Source organism: Paenibacillus hemerocallicola (assembly GCF_006265175.1).
GTDB classification, from domain to species: Bacteria; Bacillota; Bacilli; order Paenibacillales; family NBRC-103111; genus Paenibacillus_AB; species Paenibacillus_AB hemerocallicola.
Genome location: NZ_VDCQ01000004.1, coordinates 86,077 through 102,826 on the forward strand (window position 1 = coordinate 86,077; position 16,750 = coordinate 102,826).

At 55.9% G+C, this 16,750-nt stretch carries 12 protein-coding genes; 3 read left to right on the plus strand and 9 right to left on the minus strand.

Annotated features, from left to right (window positions below; genetic code table 11):
- Positions 1–40: 40 nt before the first annotated feature.
- A complete protein-coding gene (locus FE784_RS04045) occupies positions 41–1,402 on the minus strand; it encodes a glycoside hydrolase family protein (protein WP_139600847.1) in 1,362 nt (453 codons plus the stop codon).
- A 125-nt stretch (positions 1,403–1,527) separates the two neighbouring features.
- Between FE784_RS04045 and FE784_RS04050 the strand changes: the two genes are divergently transcribed.
- Complete coding sequence (locus FE784_RS04050; RefSeq protein ID WP_176705959.1) at positions 1,528–1,983, plus strand: NanQ anomerase/TabA/YiaL family protein; 456 nt, start codon at positions 1,528–1,530, stop codon at positions 1,981–1,983.
- 79 nt (positions 1,984–2,062) lie between these two features.
- Here the strand turns inward: FE784_RS04050 and FE784_RS04055 are convergent, their stop codons facing one another.
- The 5 genes from FE784_RS04055 to melA all read right to left on the minus strand — a co-directional run bounded on the left by FE784_RS04055 (position 2,063) and on the right by melA (position 8,722).
- Positions 2,063–2,920: a glycoside hydrolase family 43 protein gene (locus FE784_RS04055; protein ID WP_139600849.1), complete on the minus strand. Its 858-nt coding sequence runs from the start codon at positions 2,918–2,920 to the stop codon at positions 2,063–2,065.
- Between the two features lie 141 nt (positions 2,921–3,061).
- Positions 3,062–4,141 (minus strand): sialidase family protein, encoded by a 1,080-nt coding sequence (locus FE784_RS04060; RefSeq protein ID WP_139600850.1) that lies wholly within the window; start codon positions 4,139–4,141, stop codon positions 3,062–3,064.
- 52 nt (positions 4,142–4,193) lie between these two features.
- Complete coding sequence (locus tag FE784_RS04065) at positions 4,194–6,275, minus strand: glycosyl hydrolase family 28-related protein (protein WP_139600851.1); 2,082 nt, start codon at positions 6,273–6,275, stop codon at positions 4,194–4,196.
- A 39-nt stretch (positions 6,276–6,314) separates the two neighbouring features.
- Positions 6,315–7,403, minus strand: coding sequence for a sialidase family protein (locus tag FE784_RS04070; RefSeq protein ID WP_139600852.1), 1,089 nt, complete (start codon positions 7,401–7,403; stop codon positions 6,315–6,317).
- A gap of 20 nt (positions 7,404–7,423) precedes the next feature.
- Positions 7,424–8,722: an alpha-glucosidase/alpha-galactosidase gene (gene melA, locus FE784_RS04075; RefSeq protein WP_139600853.1), complete on the minus strand. Its 1,299-nt coding sequence runs from the start codon at positions 8,720–8,722 to the stop codon at positions 7,424–7,426.
- Between the two features lie 131 nt (positions 8,723–8,853).
- On the opposite strand from melA, the gene FE784_RS04080 reads away from it, so the two are divergent.
- Entirely contained in the window at positions 8,854–9,750 is an 897-nt protein-coding gene (locus tag FE784_RS04080; protein ID WP_139600854.1) for a helix-turn-helix domain-containing protein, read from the plus strand.
- A gap of 57 nt (positions 9,751–9,807) precedes the next feature.
- On the opposite strand, the gene FE784_RS04085 is transcribed toward FE784_RS04080, so the two are convergent.
- The 3 genes from FE784_RS04085 to FE784_RS04095 all read right to left on the minus strand — a co-directional run bounded on the left by FE784_RS04085 (position 9,808) and on the right by FE784_RS04095 (position 15,113).
- Positions 9,808–11,142: an ABC transporter substrate-binding protein gene (locus FE784_RS04085; RefSeq protein ID WP_176705960.1), complete on the minus strand. Its 1,335-nt coding sequence runs from the start codon at positions 11,140–11,142 to the stop codon at positions 9,808–9,810.
- A 111-nt stretch (positions 11,143–11,253) separates the two neighbouring features.
- Entirely contained in the window at positions 11,254–13,905 is a 2,652-nt protein-coding gene (locus FE784_RS04090; RefSeq protein ID WP_139600856.1) for a glycosyl hydrolase family 28-related protein, read from the minus strand.
- Positions 13,906–14,345: 440 nt separating this feature from the next.
- The gene (locus FE784_RS04095) at positions 14,346–15,113 is read right to left on the minus strand and encodes a helix-turn-helix domain-containing protein (protein WP_139600857.1); all 768 of its coding nucleotides are present in this window, start codon (positions 15,111–15,113) and stop codon (positions 14,346–14,348) included.
- A gap of 322 nt (positions 15,114–15,435) precedes the next feature.
- On the opposite strand from FE784_RS04095, the gene FE784_RS04100 reads away from it, so the two are divergent.
- Positions 15,436–16,497 (plus strand): alpha/beta hydrolase family protein, encoded by a 1,062-nt coding sequence (locus FE784_RS04100; RefSeq protein WP_176705961.1) that lies wholly within the window; start codon positions 15,436–15,438, stop codon positions 16,495–16,497.
- Positions 16,498–16,750 lie beyond the last annotated feature (253 nt).

Here is a 16,750-nt window from a genome sequence, read left to right on the forward strand (position 1 = left end):
TCTCCGGACGGATTACCGGAGACTCTTCTTGAAATTGCTCTTACTTTACCTGGAACGCATACAAGTCCGCATCCTTCATCCGGAAGCGTAATCGGACCGGTCGGTCCTCCAGTCCGCGAAGTCCTGTACCGGACTTCCATCGCACCTCTTCCTGCAGCGAATCCCCGTACAACGGCAGCATATCGTCGAACGACAGCCCATCCAACGCGACGCCGGATTCATCGGCAACCTCGACTTGAAGGAAGCCTGCGGCCGACGTCGAGTAGTTCAGCATGAGCCGTTCTCCCGCGAACCGAACCGGCTCGGTCGCAAATTCTCCTCCGGCGTAATCGGCGTGTACGGACGCGAAGCCGTGCTTGCGGACGGCCACCCGGCGCAGGCGAACGGTTTCGAAGCGATAATGCTCCGTAATATAGAACGAAAATTCCGTATCGCTCTCCACGCAGCCGTACGCCGTCATAATATTCCGATCCGTCCAATTGCGCTCGTCCAGACCGGGCCGGATCCAGCCTTCCATGAAAGTCCGGTCCCAAGTCGTTCCGTCGCGACTCGTCATCAGAACCGCGTCGTTTACGCCGACATGCCGGTGTGCTTCCACCTTTTTACGCTCCTGAACGAACCTCATCGGGAACGACAAATACAGATGCTCGGCTTGCGGGCAAACGATCGTGGCATTCGTATAAAATTGCTCCAGCGGGACGTCATGCGCATATGCATTTCGCTGCTGCAGACCCCAGTGGATAAAATCGTCCGATACGGTGCTTTGTATGCCCCTGATCCTATCGTGGGTAAAGTAGCGGTTGTAACACCGGTATTTGCCGATGTTGACATCCCAGAAGGCGATATTTTGCGAGTCGAACGCTCCGTCCGTCAGTACGGGCTCCTCCCTCAGCATCGACCAGCGGATGCCGTCCTCGGAGCGCAAGGCATACAAAGGCGATTGGTTGTTGAGCGTCTGCACCGAATTGCCGATTCCCGCAACGCCTTTATACCGCCCTGTCGACTCCGCTCCGGGGGATCGGTCGTAAAATGGGGCGAAATTGTGCGCCAGCACCCCTTTCAGAACGATATTGTTCCGCTTCGTTCCGTTAAACTCGAACAGTCCCAGCTCCGGTTTGACGAAATGAATGCCGTCCGCGCTCTCCGCATAACAGGTGACCTGCTCCTCCGAATCGTCGGTCGAACAATTGCCGCGGTAATACATGCGCACTTTCCCGCTGTCGCTATCCTGTAAAACCGTGAAATACGTGCACTGCGGTCCTTCCCACGATTCCGGAAACGTAAGCACGACTTCCTTGCGCTCAGGCCGGTTCAGTTGAAGTCGCAATCCCCGCATATCGGCGATAAGCCGGTCGTCCGTGAACATTTCGATACGCGACCCGATCGATATCGTTTCTTTCATTCCCAGCCGCCTCCTATTTATGCTTTACAAATGCTACCGATACCAACTACAATGAACTCGGGAAACACGCTGTCTCTAATCGTGTCACAATAAATGCATTCATTACAAGTATGGGAGAGATCGAATTGATAATCGACACAGTAGCCAACCTCGGCCAATATGCCGGAGTGCATCCCCGCTTCAAGCAAGCGATCGAGTTTCTGAACACGCATGACGTGAAGCAGTTGGAGCCCGGGAAGTATGAAATCGACGGCTCGCACCTATTCGCTCTGGTCCAGCATTACGAGACGAAGCAAAAGGAGCAGAGCATCTGGGAAGCCCACCGCAAATATTTCGACATTCAAATCGTCGCCGAAGGCGAAGAGACGCTGGGCCATTCGCCGATCGGGCTGACCGAGGTTACAACCGCTTACAAGGAAGAGTCCGACTACGCCTTGTTCTCGGCGGACAGCGGCAATTTCTTCACGCTGAAGGAAGGGCATTTCGCCTTCTTCGCCCCTCAGGACGTACATATGCCTTGCGTTGCCGTCGACGGCAAGCCGGGTCCGGTAAAGAAAATCGTCATCAAAGTGGAAATCTGATTCGCTCCGGGTGGCCGTACGCCGCTTTCTTCCGAGGAAGAGAGCGGCTTTTTGCGCCGCGATCGGGCGGATTCCGCACTCAGATTTCGATAGACTTCACCGACCATTCGGGGATCGCTTCTTTCAAAGGAATGAATACGGCCCTTTCTTCCGGCGACTTGTTCGGAATATGGTAGGTCAGCATCCACTCGTCCTGCAAATCGCGGAATATCATGCCGTGTCCCCCGTCTTTCCCGAACAGCGTCCGTTCGTCATGAGTCCAGGGCCCAAGGACCGAGCCGGAGACGGAACGGGATAAGCCTATCGCGTATCCGTCGCGGCCGAAGCTCGACCACATCATGAGCAATTGGCCCCCGGAGCGGAACAGCCACGGACCGTCGGTAATATAATCGATGCCCGTCCCCCTCGGCATCGCCCAAGGCGCCCCGGACGCATTGAACAGCAGCGTCGGCTCGCCGGACGGCCCATCGAGCGAATCGGTCAGCGGTATCGCGCACATTTCGCCGTCGTGCACCTGCAGCCATTCGTGGCAAAACACCATCCAAGGCTTCTGCCGCTCATCGATATACAGCGTGCCGTCCAAACATTCCCAATCCCGTGGAGTAACCGGGCCGTCGCTGCATAGACGGAACGGACCGAGCGGATGCTCCGCTGCGAAAATTTGCGTTCCCCTGCAAGCTCCTTCCGCCTTCAGGGTAGCGAACATATAGTACCGTCCGCGGTACTCGTGAACCTCGGGGGCCCAATAGTCGCGGTCCGCCCAGAAACCGGCTTCAGGACGAAAAGCGGGAAACGGCCCCTCCCAATGCTCCAGATCCCGGCTCGTATATACGTCGAAGCCTATCAAATGATTCGTTCCGTACAAATAATAGAGCCCTTCTTCGATGTCGGTCAGGACGTACGGGTCGCGTATTCGCAAATTTTGCCGTGATATCATGCTCGGGAATCCTCCTGTCTCCTTCACCGGAATCGCACTCCGTTTTGTTCACCTATTATCTTATCTGCAATACGATCGGATCTATATAGGATTATGTTTCGATCGAAGTAAACTATATTGCTGCAGCTTCCATTGAAAAGGTTATCTCTCAAGCGAGCAAATCGTCCCCGCAATGTAGCGCTCCCGCTCGCCCTCCAGGGAATAATAATACGCGATCAGCACTTGGCCGTCGTGGAGCTGTACGGCGCACGTGTAGCCGATATCCCCGCCGTATCCGTCCTCGCGGATAATCGTCTCCCGCGCTTCCGGCCAACGCTCGCATTCCGCGTCCAGCATGACGGCTCGTATGCCGTACGGCTTATACCGGTAGCCGTAGGTCAGCAGCACGCGTCCGTCGCGCAGACGAAGCGGATGAAACGGACTCGGCGAGCAGAAAGGACGACGGACCGGAGCGCTCCAAGTCAAACCGTCGTCGAGCGACTCCGCCGTAACGAGCGGGTACGCCTCGCGGCCGTCCTCCGGCAGCGGATTCCGTTTATGGCAGCGGACGAACAGAACGAGCTTGCCCGAAGGTGTCCGGTACAAATTCGGCTCGAACAAACCGTAGCCTTCCTCCGGTTCGATAACCGCATGCTCGGACCATGCAACTCCGCGATCGTCCGTTCTTCCCACGACAACTCGCGATACGCCGTTCCGGACGCCGTAGAACGGAACAAGCAGGCTCCCGCCGTCCAGCTCGACGACGTTGCCGCGAATCGCCAATGTTCCGAGTTCGATCGGAAGCGGGCGATCCCACGTTTTACCGCCGTCGGCCGATCGGAGCGTATAAGCCCCGACCAGCTTGCCGAGCCAGTTGCCGTACACCTTGTACTCGAACTCGGGGTTTTGTTGCACATCTTCGCGTTCCGCAACCTTCCACATGAAGCAGGTGGCGAATATCGTGCCGTCCGCCAGCACGTTCAGACACGGGTCCTGCACGCCGTAGAAGAAATCGTCGTACAGGTCGTTCGCCTCGGAGCTCCAGCTTTCTCCGTCCGCGGATGTGACATACACCGCCTTGGACGACGGATCGACATGCTGCAAGCCGTACGTGCTTTGCCGATCCGGCGCTTGACGGAAGGCGGCGACGAACGTTCCCTCGCCGTTTGCGACGACGTTCGGAAACGAGTTGTACCGCCGGTCCTTGTACAGAATAATATGTTTTACAGGTACGATTGTCATAAGTCCCTCCCGATTCCTCCGTCAACGTGCAGCTATCCGCTCCGCGTACGGTTCAAGTCAGGCTGGCGACGACGCCGGAGCCGTCCTTGAATTTCAGCTTGCCGTCGGCGGAATCCATGAACAAGGAGCCGTTCGGAACGGAAGCCGCTGCGCTCAGCAGAAACGACACGAATTCGCCATTAAGCGCTTTGGCGTTGACATAGCCGTTCTGCAGCGTTTCTTTGCCCGTTCGATCGCCTACGGATAAAGCCCCTTGCCATGCCGCTTTCATGAGCGGCTTGAACGTGCCGTTCGACATGGCGTTGAACTGCAGGTCGGCCTTCTCCGCGCCGGCCGACGAGCTTTGCTGCAAGGCGACCACTTCGCCGTACAGCGTTTTTTGCGCCGAAGCGTTATGGGTGTACATCCGCATGCCGAATGTCTCGGCGGCCGCGTTGCGTTTGTATGCCTCCGCGTATCTCGGTATTCCCGGCTCGACGACGTCGGTCGTATCCGGAGCCGTATTGACGATAAAATCGCCCGATTGGTTGAAGCCGAAATTGTCGATCAGCTTGGAGCCCGTCGCTCCGTTGTGAATACCGTTTTTATGTGCCGCGCCGTTCGGCACCGTCGATCGGATCATATTGCCGGCGATCATGTTCTGCGAACCGGCTCCGATACGGATGCCGGCATATAGGGAGCCGTCGATGTCGGCCCGTTTGTTCGGGGACAAAATGTAGTTGTCCTGTATGACTCCCGCGCTCAAGTTGTAAATGTATATGCCGTCCCGGTTCGTAAAAGTAATGACGTTGTCGTTGATAAAGCCGTTCTGCAGCAATGCCGTTTCCGCTACGATGCCGTGATTCATCTGCTGGGTGGCGTCGCTCGTCGTCTTGTTCCAGCCGAGATTTTGCGCGCCGACGAATATATTGCCGCCAATCTCGTAGCCTTGCTGGAACAAGGTCGTCACGCCGTCGGCATTGACGATTCTCACGCCATCGCCGAACGAATTGTACGCCTGGTTGTCGTTGATCGAGCTGCGGTCGACCGGGCCTTTGTAAAATCCTTTGCAAAAATCGGCCATATTGCCGAGCACCTGATTGCCGTATGCCCGTATCGACGTAAACTCGATGCACCACGATTCGACGCCGGGAGCAAGCGAGGACAAATCTTTGCCCATCGAGTGGAACCGGTTCTGGACGAAGCGGTAGCCCCGGCACTCCGCGTTCGGATACTGGTCGACGATGATCGCTTTCACGCTGTTGGAAAAAATGTTGTAGTTGAAAAAGACGTTGCGGCCGACGCAACGGACGCATTCGTTCAGTTTGAAAAATCCGCAAAACTGGATGTCTCCGTCGAGATTGGACAGCGTCTCCGCCCCGGTTCCGTCGGAACGGTCGAACAGAATGCCGCCGACGGTCGGCACGTACGGATTTTGCGTCAGAACGCCGTCGCCTTCGAGCTGCAGTCCTTTCATGCAAAAGGCGTAGTGCTTCGCCCGGACGATCCAAGTGTTTGCTGTCGTACACAGAATACGCGGCGTATATTCGCTCTTGAAGTCGGAATACAATGTCACTTCGGGCTGGCTCACGACGAGCGATGCGGTAATCCGGTACGTTCCTTGCGGGAAGTAGATGTTGCCTCTCGCTCCGCCTGCGTCGATCGCGCTCTGGATAGCGGAGCCGTCATCGTTCGCGCCATCCCCTTTCGCCCCGAACCATTTGACGTTCAACGAACCGTCGAACCGCCGTTTGAATCGGGCTCCCGAAGCCGACACGAGCACCGTGCCGCCGTTATCCGCCGACGACGTATCCCCGGGGACGTATAGGAAAGGTCCCGCCCGCTTGTCGTCGGTGACGAAATAAACGCGCCCCTCTTCCGGCACCGTCAACGAACGAAGCTCGTCGATCGTGACGGACAAGCAACAGTCCAAGCCGTCCGCATTGGACGAGCCGCATCCATATACCTGGTTCGTTACCGACGCTCCCGCTCCAAGCACCGTGCTGGTCGTCCCGCCCATTACGCCGCCGACGGCCATGGCGGCCCCCGCCAGTCCGAGCGAGGAAAGCATCGCCCTTCTCGAAAGCTGCCGCGGCCTGACCGCAGCTCCATTTTCTTCATCCGGCATCGCTATCGATTCGCGTTGTTCCGCCATGTCCGAAGCCTCCGCTCCCGTATGGAATAATAAACCGCCTTACTCTTGGCTACTGTTTATAAGATCGACCCATTTGCCCCATATCGTAAAAGGATTCGGGCTCGGGAATCCGTCAGCGAAGCTGAAATGCCAGTTCGCCCCTTTGTCACCCGTCAGAAACAGACGGTTGTCTGCGCCTACGGCGAGGCCGGTATATCCAGTCGTCGTGCCCTCGTACGTTGTCGCGAAAGAAGACCAGTTGCGTCCGATACCGTCCTCCGACAACAACAAGCGCGTATCCGGACGGCCGTAGCTGAGCACGAGCTTGCCGTCGGGAAGCGCACGCAATGCCGGCAGGACGCTGTAGGCGAGCTCCGGCTCCGGCCCCGGCAGGATAGTCGGCTCGCTCCACGTCCGTCCGTTGTCGGCGGAACGCGATTGGTACAACGGCTTGTTGCTGCCGATGCGCATGACGCACAGTAACGTACCGTCCGCGACGCGCGCTACGGTCGGCTCGCAATACCCTTCGGGGCCGATCGCAGGATCATAGGCGACCGTCGATACGATGGTCCAGGTCACGCCTCTGTCCGTGGACTCCGCCCATACCGTCCTGTATTTCGTGTCTGCTTCGTAGTAGCCGTACAGTACCGCGCCCAGCACCCCGGCCCCCATATCATGCATCCAGGTGAAGGCAAATCCGCCGCGGCCAGAGCCTTTGACGACGCTTCTCATCGGGTGCGGCGAGATCAGCCGGCCTTCGATAACGCGCCAGGTCGTTCCGCCGTCAGGCGACTCGATCCAGCGGACTCGCTGCTCGCGCGACACATCCCCGCCGACCATCTCCGTCACGAACGACGGACCGCCGATCGCGCCGTCCGCCAGCTTCGCGAGAGAGATCGGAAACCATTCGTGGGACTGGTAATGCGGCCACGTAGCCCCGCCGTCGTCGGACATGCGCAGCCCGACGGAGGGTGGGATATTCGCGTCGTCCTTCGTCTGGCTGAAATAGACGAACAGTCTCGTAAACGATTCGTCTCCCGAATCGACGGGAAACGCCGCAGCCGCGGGGAAGGCGCAAAGCCGTTCCCCTTCCGCCTTGTCGACGATAAACGGCTCTGTCAGTCGAAACTCGCACCGGCTCGTCGTCATTCGTCTCTCCTCCTTCGCGATCAATGATAAGCCGGCAGCCAGCTGCCGTGCCGTTCGATCAGATCGTCGCACATCGATACGATATCGTCGATCGACAGCTCTGCCGCCGTATGCGGATCGAGCAGAGCGGCTTGGTAAATCGCATCCTTCTTCCGCGTAATCGCGGCTTCGAGCGTCATCAGCTGGGTATTGATGTTCGTCCGGTTCAGCGCCGCGCACTGCGGCGGAAGATCGCCGACATGGGTCGGCGTAACGCCGCTCGAATCGGCGATGCAGGCGACTTCGACGCACGCTTCCCGAGGCAGGTTCGTGATCAGCCCGGTATTCATCACGTTGCCGCCGAATTTGAACGGCACGTCGGTCTCGATCGCATCCAGTATATACGAGATGTATTCGTGGGAGCGCGTATGCGTCAGTCCTTCGTTGCCGACCAGCTCGTCGCGCATCGTCTTCCACCGATCGATCGCCCAGACGCAGCGGCGCGGATACTCGTCGAGCGGAATGTTGAACCGTTCGATCAGCTCGGGGTAATTCCGTTTAATGAAATACGGATGATACTCCGCGTTATGCTCCGACGACTCGGTAATGTAATAGCCGAACCGCCGCATCAGCTCGAAGCGGACCATGTCGCCGTGCTTTTCCCGCTGCTTCTCGGCCGCACGGCGCTTGATTTCCGGGTACAAATCTTCCCCTTTCCTGGTCACCTCCAGCAACCAGGCCATATGGTTGATGCCGGCTATTTTCCACTGCACGTCCGTCGGGTCCATTTCGAGGTGCTTCAGCAGCCGTGGCGCGCACACCTGTACGCTGTGGCACAGACCGACTGTCTTCACTCCGCCGTACGTATTCATCGCGTTCGTCAGAACGGCCATCGGGTTCGTATAGTTGAAAAACAAGGCTTCCGGGCAAACCTCCCGTACGTCGCGGGCGATATCCAGCATAACCGGAATCGTGCGCAAATTGCGGAAAATGCCGCCAATCCCGACCGTATCGGCAATCGTCTGACGCAATCCGTACCGGTTCGGCACCTCGAAATCGGTAATCGTGCACGGATCGTAGCCGCCGACCTGGATCGTGTTGATAATATATTTCGCTCCCCGCAGCGCCTCCTTGCGATCGGAATAGGCCTTCACGGAGCTGCTGCTGCCCAGCTTGCCGATCAGATGGCTAAGCATCCGCTCGGCATCCTTCAGCCTCTCCGCGTCGATATCGAACAAGGCGAACTCGAACGACTGCAGCGACGGCACCAGCATACAATCGCCGAGCACGTTTTTGGCGAACGCCACGCTGCCCGCTCCAATAAACGTAATTTTGTCCACTTTCCATTCCCTCCGAAGCAAATGTCATTTCTTTGCTCTATATTTGTGCTATAAAATCTCTTACAATCGTTATCTTATCTGCTATACTATTGAATATATATAGCAAATTCTGATGATCGGGGTGGATAATATTGCTCTTCCCGCATGAGCAATGCAGCCGTAAAACGTTTCAGTACCGGTACTTGACCCCATCCACGTTAAGCATGCGCCTCGGCGGCATCGGCTGGGAGTACGTAGATTCGCCGAGCTACCGCTGGGACGGGATCAAGCGTACGGACGGCGAAGGCGTCATTTTCCAGTTCACGCTGTCCGGTCAAGGCGCGATCCGGTACGGCGACCGTGAATTCGTCGTACCCAAGCATTGCGGCTTTTTGTGCACGCTGCCGAGCGATCATCTTTACTTTTTCGATTCCGCGTTCGGTCATTGGGAATTTCTGTTTATCGCCGTACGCGGAGAGGACGCCATCCGGCATTGGCAGTCGCTGATCGAGCAGTTCGGACCGGTCATCTCGTTCGAGCATCAGCTGGATCCGATTGCCTGCATCAGCGAGCTGTATTCGCTCATTTACAGCAATACCCAGCTCGACAAATATTACGTCTCCTCCCAGCTGTACCGGTTCGTCATGGAGCTGCACCGCATTTCCGAAGGCTACGATATCGTGCAGTTCAAAGATTCTCCCGAGCCGGTCCGCACGGCGATCCGGTACATGCAATCGCAATACGCCGCATCGCTCTCGCTGGACGATATCGCCGACAAGGCCGGACTGTCCAAATACCATTTCAGCCGCGTCTTCCTGGGCAAAACCGGCATCCAGCCGATGCACTATTTGCGCAAAATCCGCATCGAGAAAGCGTCCGCGCTACTCAGCCAGACCGGCAAGACGCTCGAGATCATCGCCCGCGAAACCGGCTTCGACAACAGCAACTACTTCATCCGCGTCTTCAAATCGCTCGTCGGCATGACTCCGAACCAATATCGACTCAGCACGGGTGCCCAATCCTCGCACGCGCTGCGCATCGAGAAGTGAACGGAGTGCGCGCTCGACTTTCCATATCCCGGCTGCCGTTCCGTCCCGCATCCGGCTTTATTTGCTCTTCTCCTTGGCAAGCTCCGCCTTCAGCTTCTCGTCGAGCTGTCTTAAGCCCGTGTTGATGTCCGCCTTGTTCGTGGCCACGTCGTGGAAGGTCTGTGCCATCGAATCTTGCTGGATAACGGTTGCGACGTTGGACAGTCCCGCTTTCCGCTTGGGCGAGTACGGCGCCCATTCCGAATAGTAAAACAGCGCTTTGATGTTTTTGCTCTGCAAGTCCGGACGCTCTTTTCCGAATGCGTCCTGGATGCTTTTGTTCGCCACGGTCGGCAGCATCCCTTTCTTGGCGTCGGCCAGTTGGATTTCGTCGGACACCATATCCATGATGACCTGGAACGCATCGTCTTTGTGCTTGCTCGTCGCCGAGACGGACCAGTAGGCGGAACCGCGCCAGGCCATCTTTTTGGGCGCATCCTTGAACGTCGGGTAAGAGACGATGTCCCAATCGATTTCGTTAGGGATCGGCAAATATTGGCTGTATTGATTGATTTGCATGGCGACGTTGCCCTTCTTGAAGGCGTCGTTGATTTCCGCCGGACGCGTCGCCTCGATCGTATTGTTCGGCAGCTCGTAAAATCGTTTGAAGTTGCCGAACAGAGGCTTCCATTTCTCCGGATCGTACAGCGCGTCGGCGTTCGGATCGAGGATCGGATAGCCGTACGGGTTGTCGCGCAGCATCGCCATAATGTTCGCGCTGAAGCCGCGGTACGTTTTGCCGCCTTCGGCCCGGCTCATTTTCTGGGCGATTGCGTATACGTCGTCGAATGTCATGCCGTCCTTCGGGTACGCGACTCCGAACTGGTCGAACAAATTTTTGTTGTAAGTCAGCACCATCGGAAAGTAAGGCGGATACGGAATGCCGTACAGCGCCCCCGTCTGCCCCGCATCGATCATTTCCTGGATAAAAGGCGCGTTGAAGCGGGTCAAATCGACCTTGAACTTTTTCACGTATTCGTTCAGATCGGTGCCGAGCTTCAGATCGAGGTAGTTGTTTTTCAAATTCGGCACGTCGGTCCGGATCAAATCCGGCGTTTCCCCGCGGGCGACCAGCTCCGGCAGCGAGTTGCCTTTATCCGGCGGGATGTATTTGAACGTGATGTATGGGAACTTCTTCTCGAGCGCGGCCCGGAACCGGTCGTTGAACTCCTGCTCGGGAACCCCGAGCCCGAATACGGTTAGCGTGATCGGATCTTTTTTTACTTCCGGAGTTTGCGACGCAGCCGGGGGTTGCGTATTCCCTTGTGCGGATTGTCCGTTGGAACCGCCGCATGCAGATAGTGCCAGCATCGCGCCGCCAAGCACCAGCGTAAGCCCGAGTTTCTTTTTCATTGATAGGACCTCCCCATGAAATATGACCGAATAGTTGTAAATATGGAACGAACAGGAACGTATGTTCGATTCAGTGCGCGGCATCACCTCCCTAACGCTTGCTGCTCCGTCTTACGGAGAGACGATCGGGCCGAATGCTTTAAACTCGGCAAGCGGTCCCTCGTATCGGAGGACGGCCGTTCCGTTAGAAGCAATCCCGCCCGTATGGGTCGGCTCGGCCGTTCCAGTCGCCCCCGCCGCCGTACATCGATACACCCGCTTTGCCGTCGTATACACGACCGAGCCCGCAGTCAAGGACGTCGAGGCGCTCCAGGCTGCATTCGCCATCGTTCCGGCTTGCGTGCATACCCACCCTACGTACCCTCCGGCTGCCGGGGCCGTATTGTATACAAGATCGGCGGCCATCCAAATACCGGCAATCGGTGCCATCGCGGCTCTGACGATCCGGTTGCCGCTATCCGCCAGCGCATGGCTCACTCCGGCGCCTTTGCGAAGCTTGCCTTGGCCTAGCAGCCGGTTCGCTTTATACGTGTTCGTCCCGAGAGCCAGCGCCGCCGCATTCTGATCGAAGAAGTCGAAGGCATATTCCGTTGTATTTCGGACTCCGAGCGAAATGTTGTCCTCCACGACTGTGTTGGAGCACGTATCGTGCACCTGAACGGAGTAGGCCGTTTCGTTGGCCTTATCTCCGAGCACATTGTCGCGGATCGTCAGCATGTTCGTATTTTTGGCTACGATTTGCCCCGTATAGGTCGGAGAAGCGACGTTCGGATCCAGCACGTTCACGCCGCAACGGCGGATCCGATTGCGCAGGATCGAGACGTTGGACAAGCCGACCGACGAGCCCATGCCGCCGTAAATGCCGTAGTAGAACAAGTTGTCCATTTCGCAATCTCTGACGGTAACGCCATCGACATGGAACGGATAATAAACGCCGGAATGGCCGTTCCGTATGCTGCATCGGACAATGTCGATTTCGCGCGCGACGTTCGAGGAGATGATTTGCACGCCCGCCGGCGCCGCAATCGCGGATGGCTCGATATGGAATGAAGTTGCCGTAGTCGTAACGTAGTAATCGCTTACTTTAACCGTACCCGCACCGACAATTTCAAGCAATTGGCCGTATTCCAATGAATCGAAGCCAGCCGTCACCGTCACCGTCGTATCCCCGACCTGCAAAGGCAGCGCCAGCGCAACCGTTTTGAGCGTTCCTTCGATGCGCACCGGATACGCATCCGCATCGTTTCTCACATTGGCTTGTTCCAGCCGGATGTTCCCGTCCGTGATTTTGACATGGCTGCTTTGCTGGATCATGACGCCTCTCTTCACATCCTGCAAAATCAGGTCGGACAAACGAACGTTGTCTACGCGATACATATATACGGAGTAGCCCTTATAGTTGGCCGCCCGGATATGGTCTATCGTCAAATTGGAGAAGCGGTCGATCTGAAAGGCATAATGGGACGTATCGAGGCCGCTAACCTCCACATTCCTGATCATGCCGGACGATTGTCTCGCCCTGTACCAGACCGTATTTCCTTGCGAGTCCTTGATGGCACCCATCAGGCCGAAATAAATCGCGGTCGTCTCGACCTTTTCCGCGTACACATTCTCCAGCACAATCCCGGTCATCGCCTTTCCGCGCTGGTCTTCATGCGTCGTGCCGTTCCCGGCATAGCTTCTCGAATCGCCCAAGTCTCCGGGAATCGCCCGGAACACCGTTTTCACGTTTCTGGCCTTGAAGCCCGATACTCTGAAATTGTAGGTGGACGAAGGACAGATGGCGGCTTCCTGCGAATCCTCGATATCGACGTTGCGTATCTCGATATCGTGCGGATGGTACGACACGAGGGAGTTGTTGTTGGCGGGAGCGTCGCCGGACCAGTGCGCCATAATGCCGATAACGTTTTTGCCGCGAACCTTTATATGTTCTACCAGCACATGATGCGCGTCGCCCGAAATGGCCAAGGCGTTGTTAAGATAGCCCGTATCCTGCCGGGTCAGCCATAAATCCCGGATGACGATATTGTGCAAATTTTTGTAGCTCGCCGACTCGTACTCCCCTACTGTCACATTGTTGCCGCGAAACCCGTGCAGGGTGGAGGTCAGTTTCACGTCGATGTACAGCCGTTCGACGACCAAATCGGACCCCAGCACGAGCACGCCCGTTGTTGTAGCGGTATTGCCGGCCAGCTCGAACACGAGCTTGGAGTCGGCATATTGCCCCGTCAAGTTCATCCTGTCGTTCAAGACTAGCGCTTTCTTCAGCAAAAACGTGCCCTTCGGAACGAAAACGGTCCCTCCGTTCGCCCGTACGGCGTTCAACGCATTTGTGAAAGCGGCGGTATTATCCGTCACACCGTCCCCAGTCGCACCGAACCAGGTAACGTTGATCGGCTCTTTGAATATGCGCTTGAACCTGTGACCCGCACTCGACACCACGATCGTACCCATATTGGAAGCCGTATCCGTATCGCCGGGATCGTACAGGAACGGCCCTTCTTTGCCCGGATCGACGACAAAGTAAACGTATTGGGGATTCGGATCGTTCGACGCCTCCAGGTCGGCAATCGTGGTCGCTATGCAATAGTTCAAGTCCGGCAAGCCGGATTCTCCGCCGTATACGGACGTCCATACCGACTGCCCTCCTTCGCCGTTCGACAGCGCATTCACGTTCCCTACTGCGGACATGGCGGCAGCCGCTCCCGCCGTACCCAGCAAAGCAAGCAGCTCCCTTCTGCTGACATGCGACATTAGCGTCATATCTTTATTCCTCCCTTATCAAATGGTCCCGCGCACAAAAGGTAAACGCTTACAAATCGGGCGAATCGCAAAAGATTGCTGCTGCTCCATGCGCAATTTCCAATAGGCGTATATCGCTTCGTAAGTCGTAAAATTGCTTGTTACTTGGATTATATAGATTATCGGCCAAGTTAAAAATAGGAGATTGTTTTGATTCCAGTTCAAATTATTGCTGTCTGACTACGTTCTCGACTGCGGGACGAAGGCGGCCTTATGTCGGAGCAAACACAAAGAAACGACGGAACCGATCTTTCGGATTCGTCGTTCGCTCCGGATTATAAGCAATCTTGCAGACTAAAAAATACGGTGTTTTTTTATTCGGGTATACTTTCGTACTGTCGGCCATTTTCAACTGCCGGCATCATCCTTCACGAGGAGTCGCCGCCACGCAATAAACAGGCTCAGACGCCGGAACCTTTCCTGTATTGCAGCGGGGTGCAGCCGGAAGTTTTTTTGAACACTTTGCCGAAATGCGCCAAGTTTTGAAAACCGACATGCTCCATAATGCGCTGCACCTTCCACTTCGTCTCGCGAAGCAGCTTCTGGGCGGCATATATTCTGACGGTGGCGACATACTCGACGTAAGTAAATCCGGTCATCTTCTTGAACAAGCGGCTCAAATGATAAGGACTTATATAGAACCGGGCGGACAGAGCATCCAGCGTAATCGGCTGTCCGTAGTTGTCGTTAATAAAGCGGACGATCTCGGAAATTTTCTGATGATGCGGGTCGTCATACTCGTTCGTCTTGTCGCTTGCGGCCCGGTTGTGCCTTATGCCGACGATCAGCAGCTCGGCGAGGGCCGCTCTGATGACGCCTTCGAACGCGATGTTGCGTTCGCGGTATTCGAGCTCCATCGTTCGGAATATTTCTTCCACCCTTGTACGGACGGGCAAGGGCAGCGAAAGCACATGACGGCCCGAGGCGAAAGGGGACAGCTCGTCCTCGATCCAGACCCGATCGTCGCCCAGAAACGTTTTGCTGAAATTGATTACGATACTGTCATTATAAGGAACGGACGTATTCGTCGCCCGATGCAATTCATAGGGGGATATAAACACGAGATCGCCGGTAGAGATCCGGTAAGTCCTGTCTCCGATCAAATAGTTTCGTTCACCGGAAACCAAATAATAAATTTCGTAAATATCGTGAAAGTGGGATTGTCGCATTTCGCTGCTGCTCCTGAATCCCTTCTGTAAATAAAACGTGCACTCCGCTTCGTCGGACAAGGCCGGTGGAATACTCAGCTTGGTTCGGATAACCGGCACCCCCCTTCCCAGTTAAGGTATCGCAGCAACGTCGGGCTTCGTTTTGCCGCTTAGCCCAGTTTAGCACTTTAGGGTCATGAAAAGAGCAAAAAAAACAGCATTTTTCGTAAAATCGGCAAAAAAACCGGAAGAACTATACGGAATTTTATCATACTTTTTAAAGTAAGACTTTGCAGCATGTTCTCATTCCGATTAATAAAAAACCAAAATGGCGGTGAACACGATGGCGGACCACCTTTTATTCGCGACGGACCACTACATGGACAACTTGCACGATCAAACGGCTCGGGAGTTCGACTATACCCGCGTCTTAAAATCCGGAGATTGGACCTTGTGGCAGCATGCGTTTCGAAACCGATTGGCAGATTTGACAGGGCTGACCCGCATGCGGGAGCTGTATCGGGATGTTCCCCTTAATCCGAGAACGGCGGAAGTCGAGTCTTTTCCGGGTTACTCCAGGGAAAAGCTGTATATTTCCACCGAACCGGGAGTCGAGATCCCGTTCTACCTGCTAATCCCCGAGAGCGGCACGAAGCCTTATCCGCTCGTATTGACCCCTCATGGTCATGGCAGAAGGGGGAAAGAAGTGTATGTGGGCAACTTCGCCGACGACGGGGAGCGCCGTGAATCATTGGCGGGCGAACGTGATGTCGCGCTGCAAGCGGTTGCGGAAGGCTATGCGGTGATCGCGATGGATGTGCGGGGCTTCTGGGAAATGTCCCGGGAAGAGGAGTTCGGCAAAAGCAAGGTGTCCTCCTGCGACGAGCTGCAGAAACGGGCGTTCATGTACGGGCGTACTTTAATCGGCGAAAGGGTTCACGACATGGGACGGCTCATCGACTACGCCTCCACGCGTCCCGAGATCGATACAAGCCGGATCGCCATCACCGGGAACTCGGGAGGCGGTACCGTTTCGTTTTTTGCGGCCGCCTTGGACGAACGAATCTCGGTCTGCGTGCCAAGCTCGTATTATTGCACGTTCCGTGGCTCGCTGATGCATGTCCCTCATTGTCTGTGCAATTTTATTCCGGGCGTCATGGAATTGGGCGAGATGTACGACATCTCGGGACTGATCGCGCCGCGACCGGTATTGTTCGTAAACGGCGTGAAAGACGCCATATTCCCGATCGAACAAACCCGCGAAGCGTTCGCCCATACGAAGATGATTTACGAAGCGATCGAACGGACACGCACGGACCTGTGTGAGCTGTATGAAGGAAGCGGCGGGCATCGGTATTATAAAGAGCGGGTGTGGCCTTTTATCCGGCATCACTTCGGGCATTGAGCGCCCAGTCCTCCCACCGCCAAAGCCGGAACGGCTAACGTTCAAATCAGCACTATTTCTGAGATTTACCGCGAGTCCGTCGCGAATAGCGTTTGTTTAAGCTTTATTTCTTGCGAATCGGTACCTTTACCTGAATATCAAAGTATTTGGATAAAAATAAGGTGCGTTTGAGCATTATTTTCATGGAACAGCGCCTCGTCGGCGTACACAGTGTTCATTCCAACCTTATTCTCGGTTCTTTTGAATGAAGAAG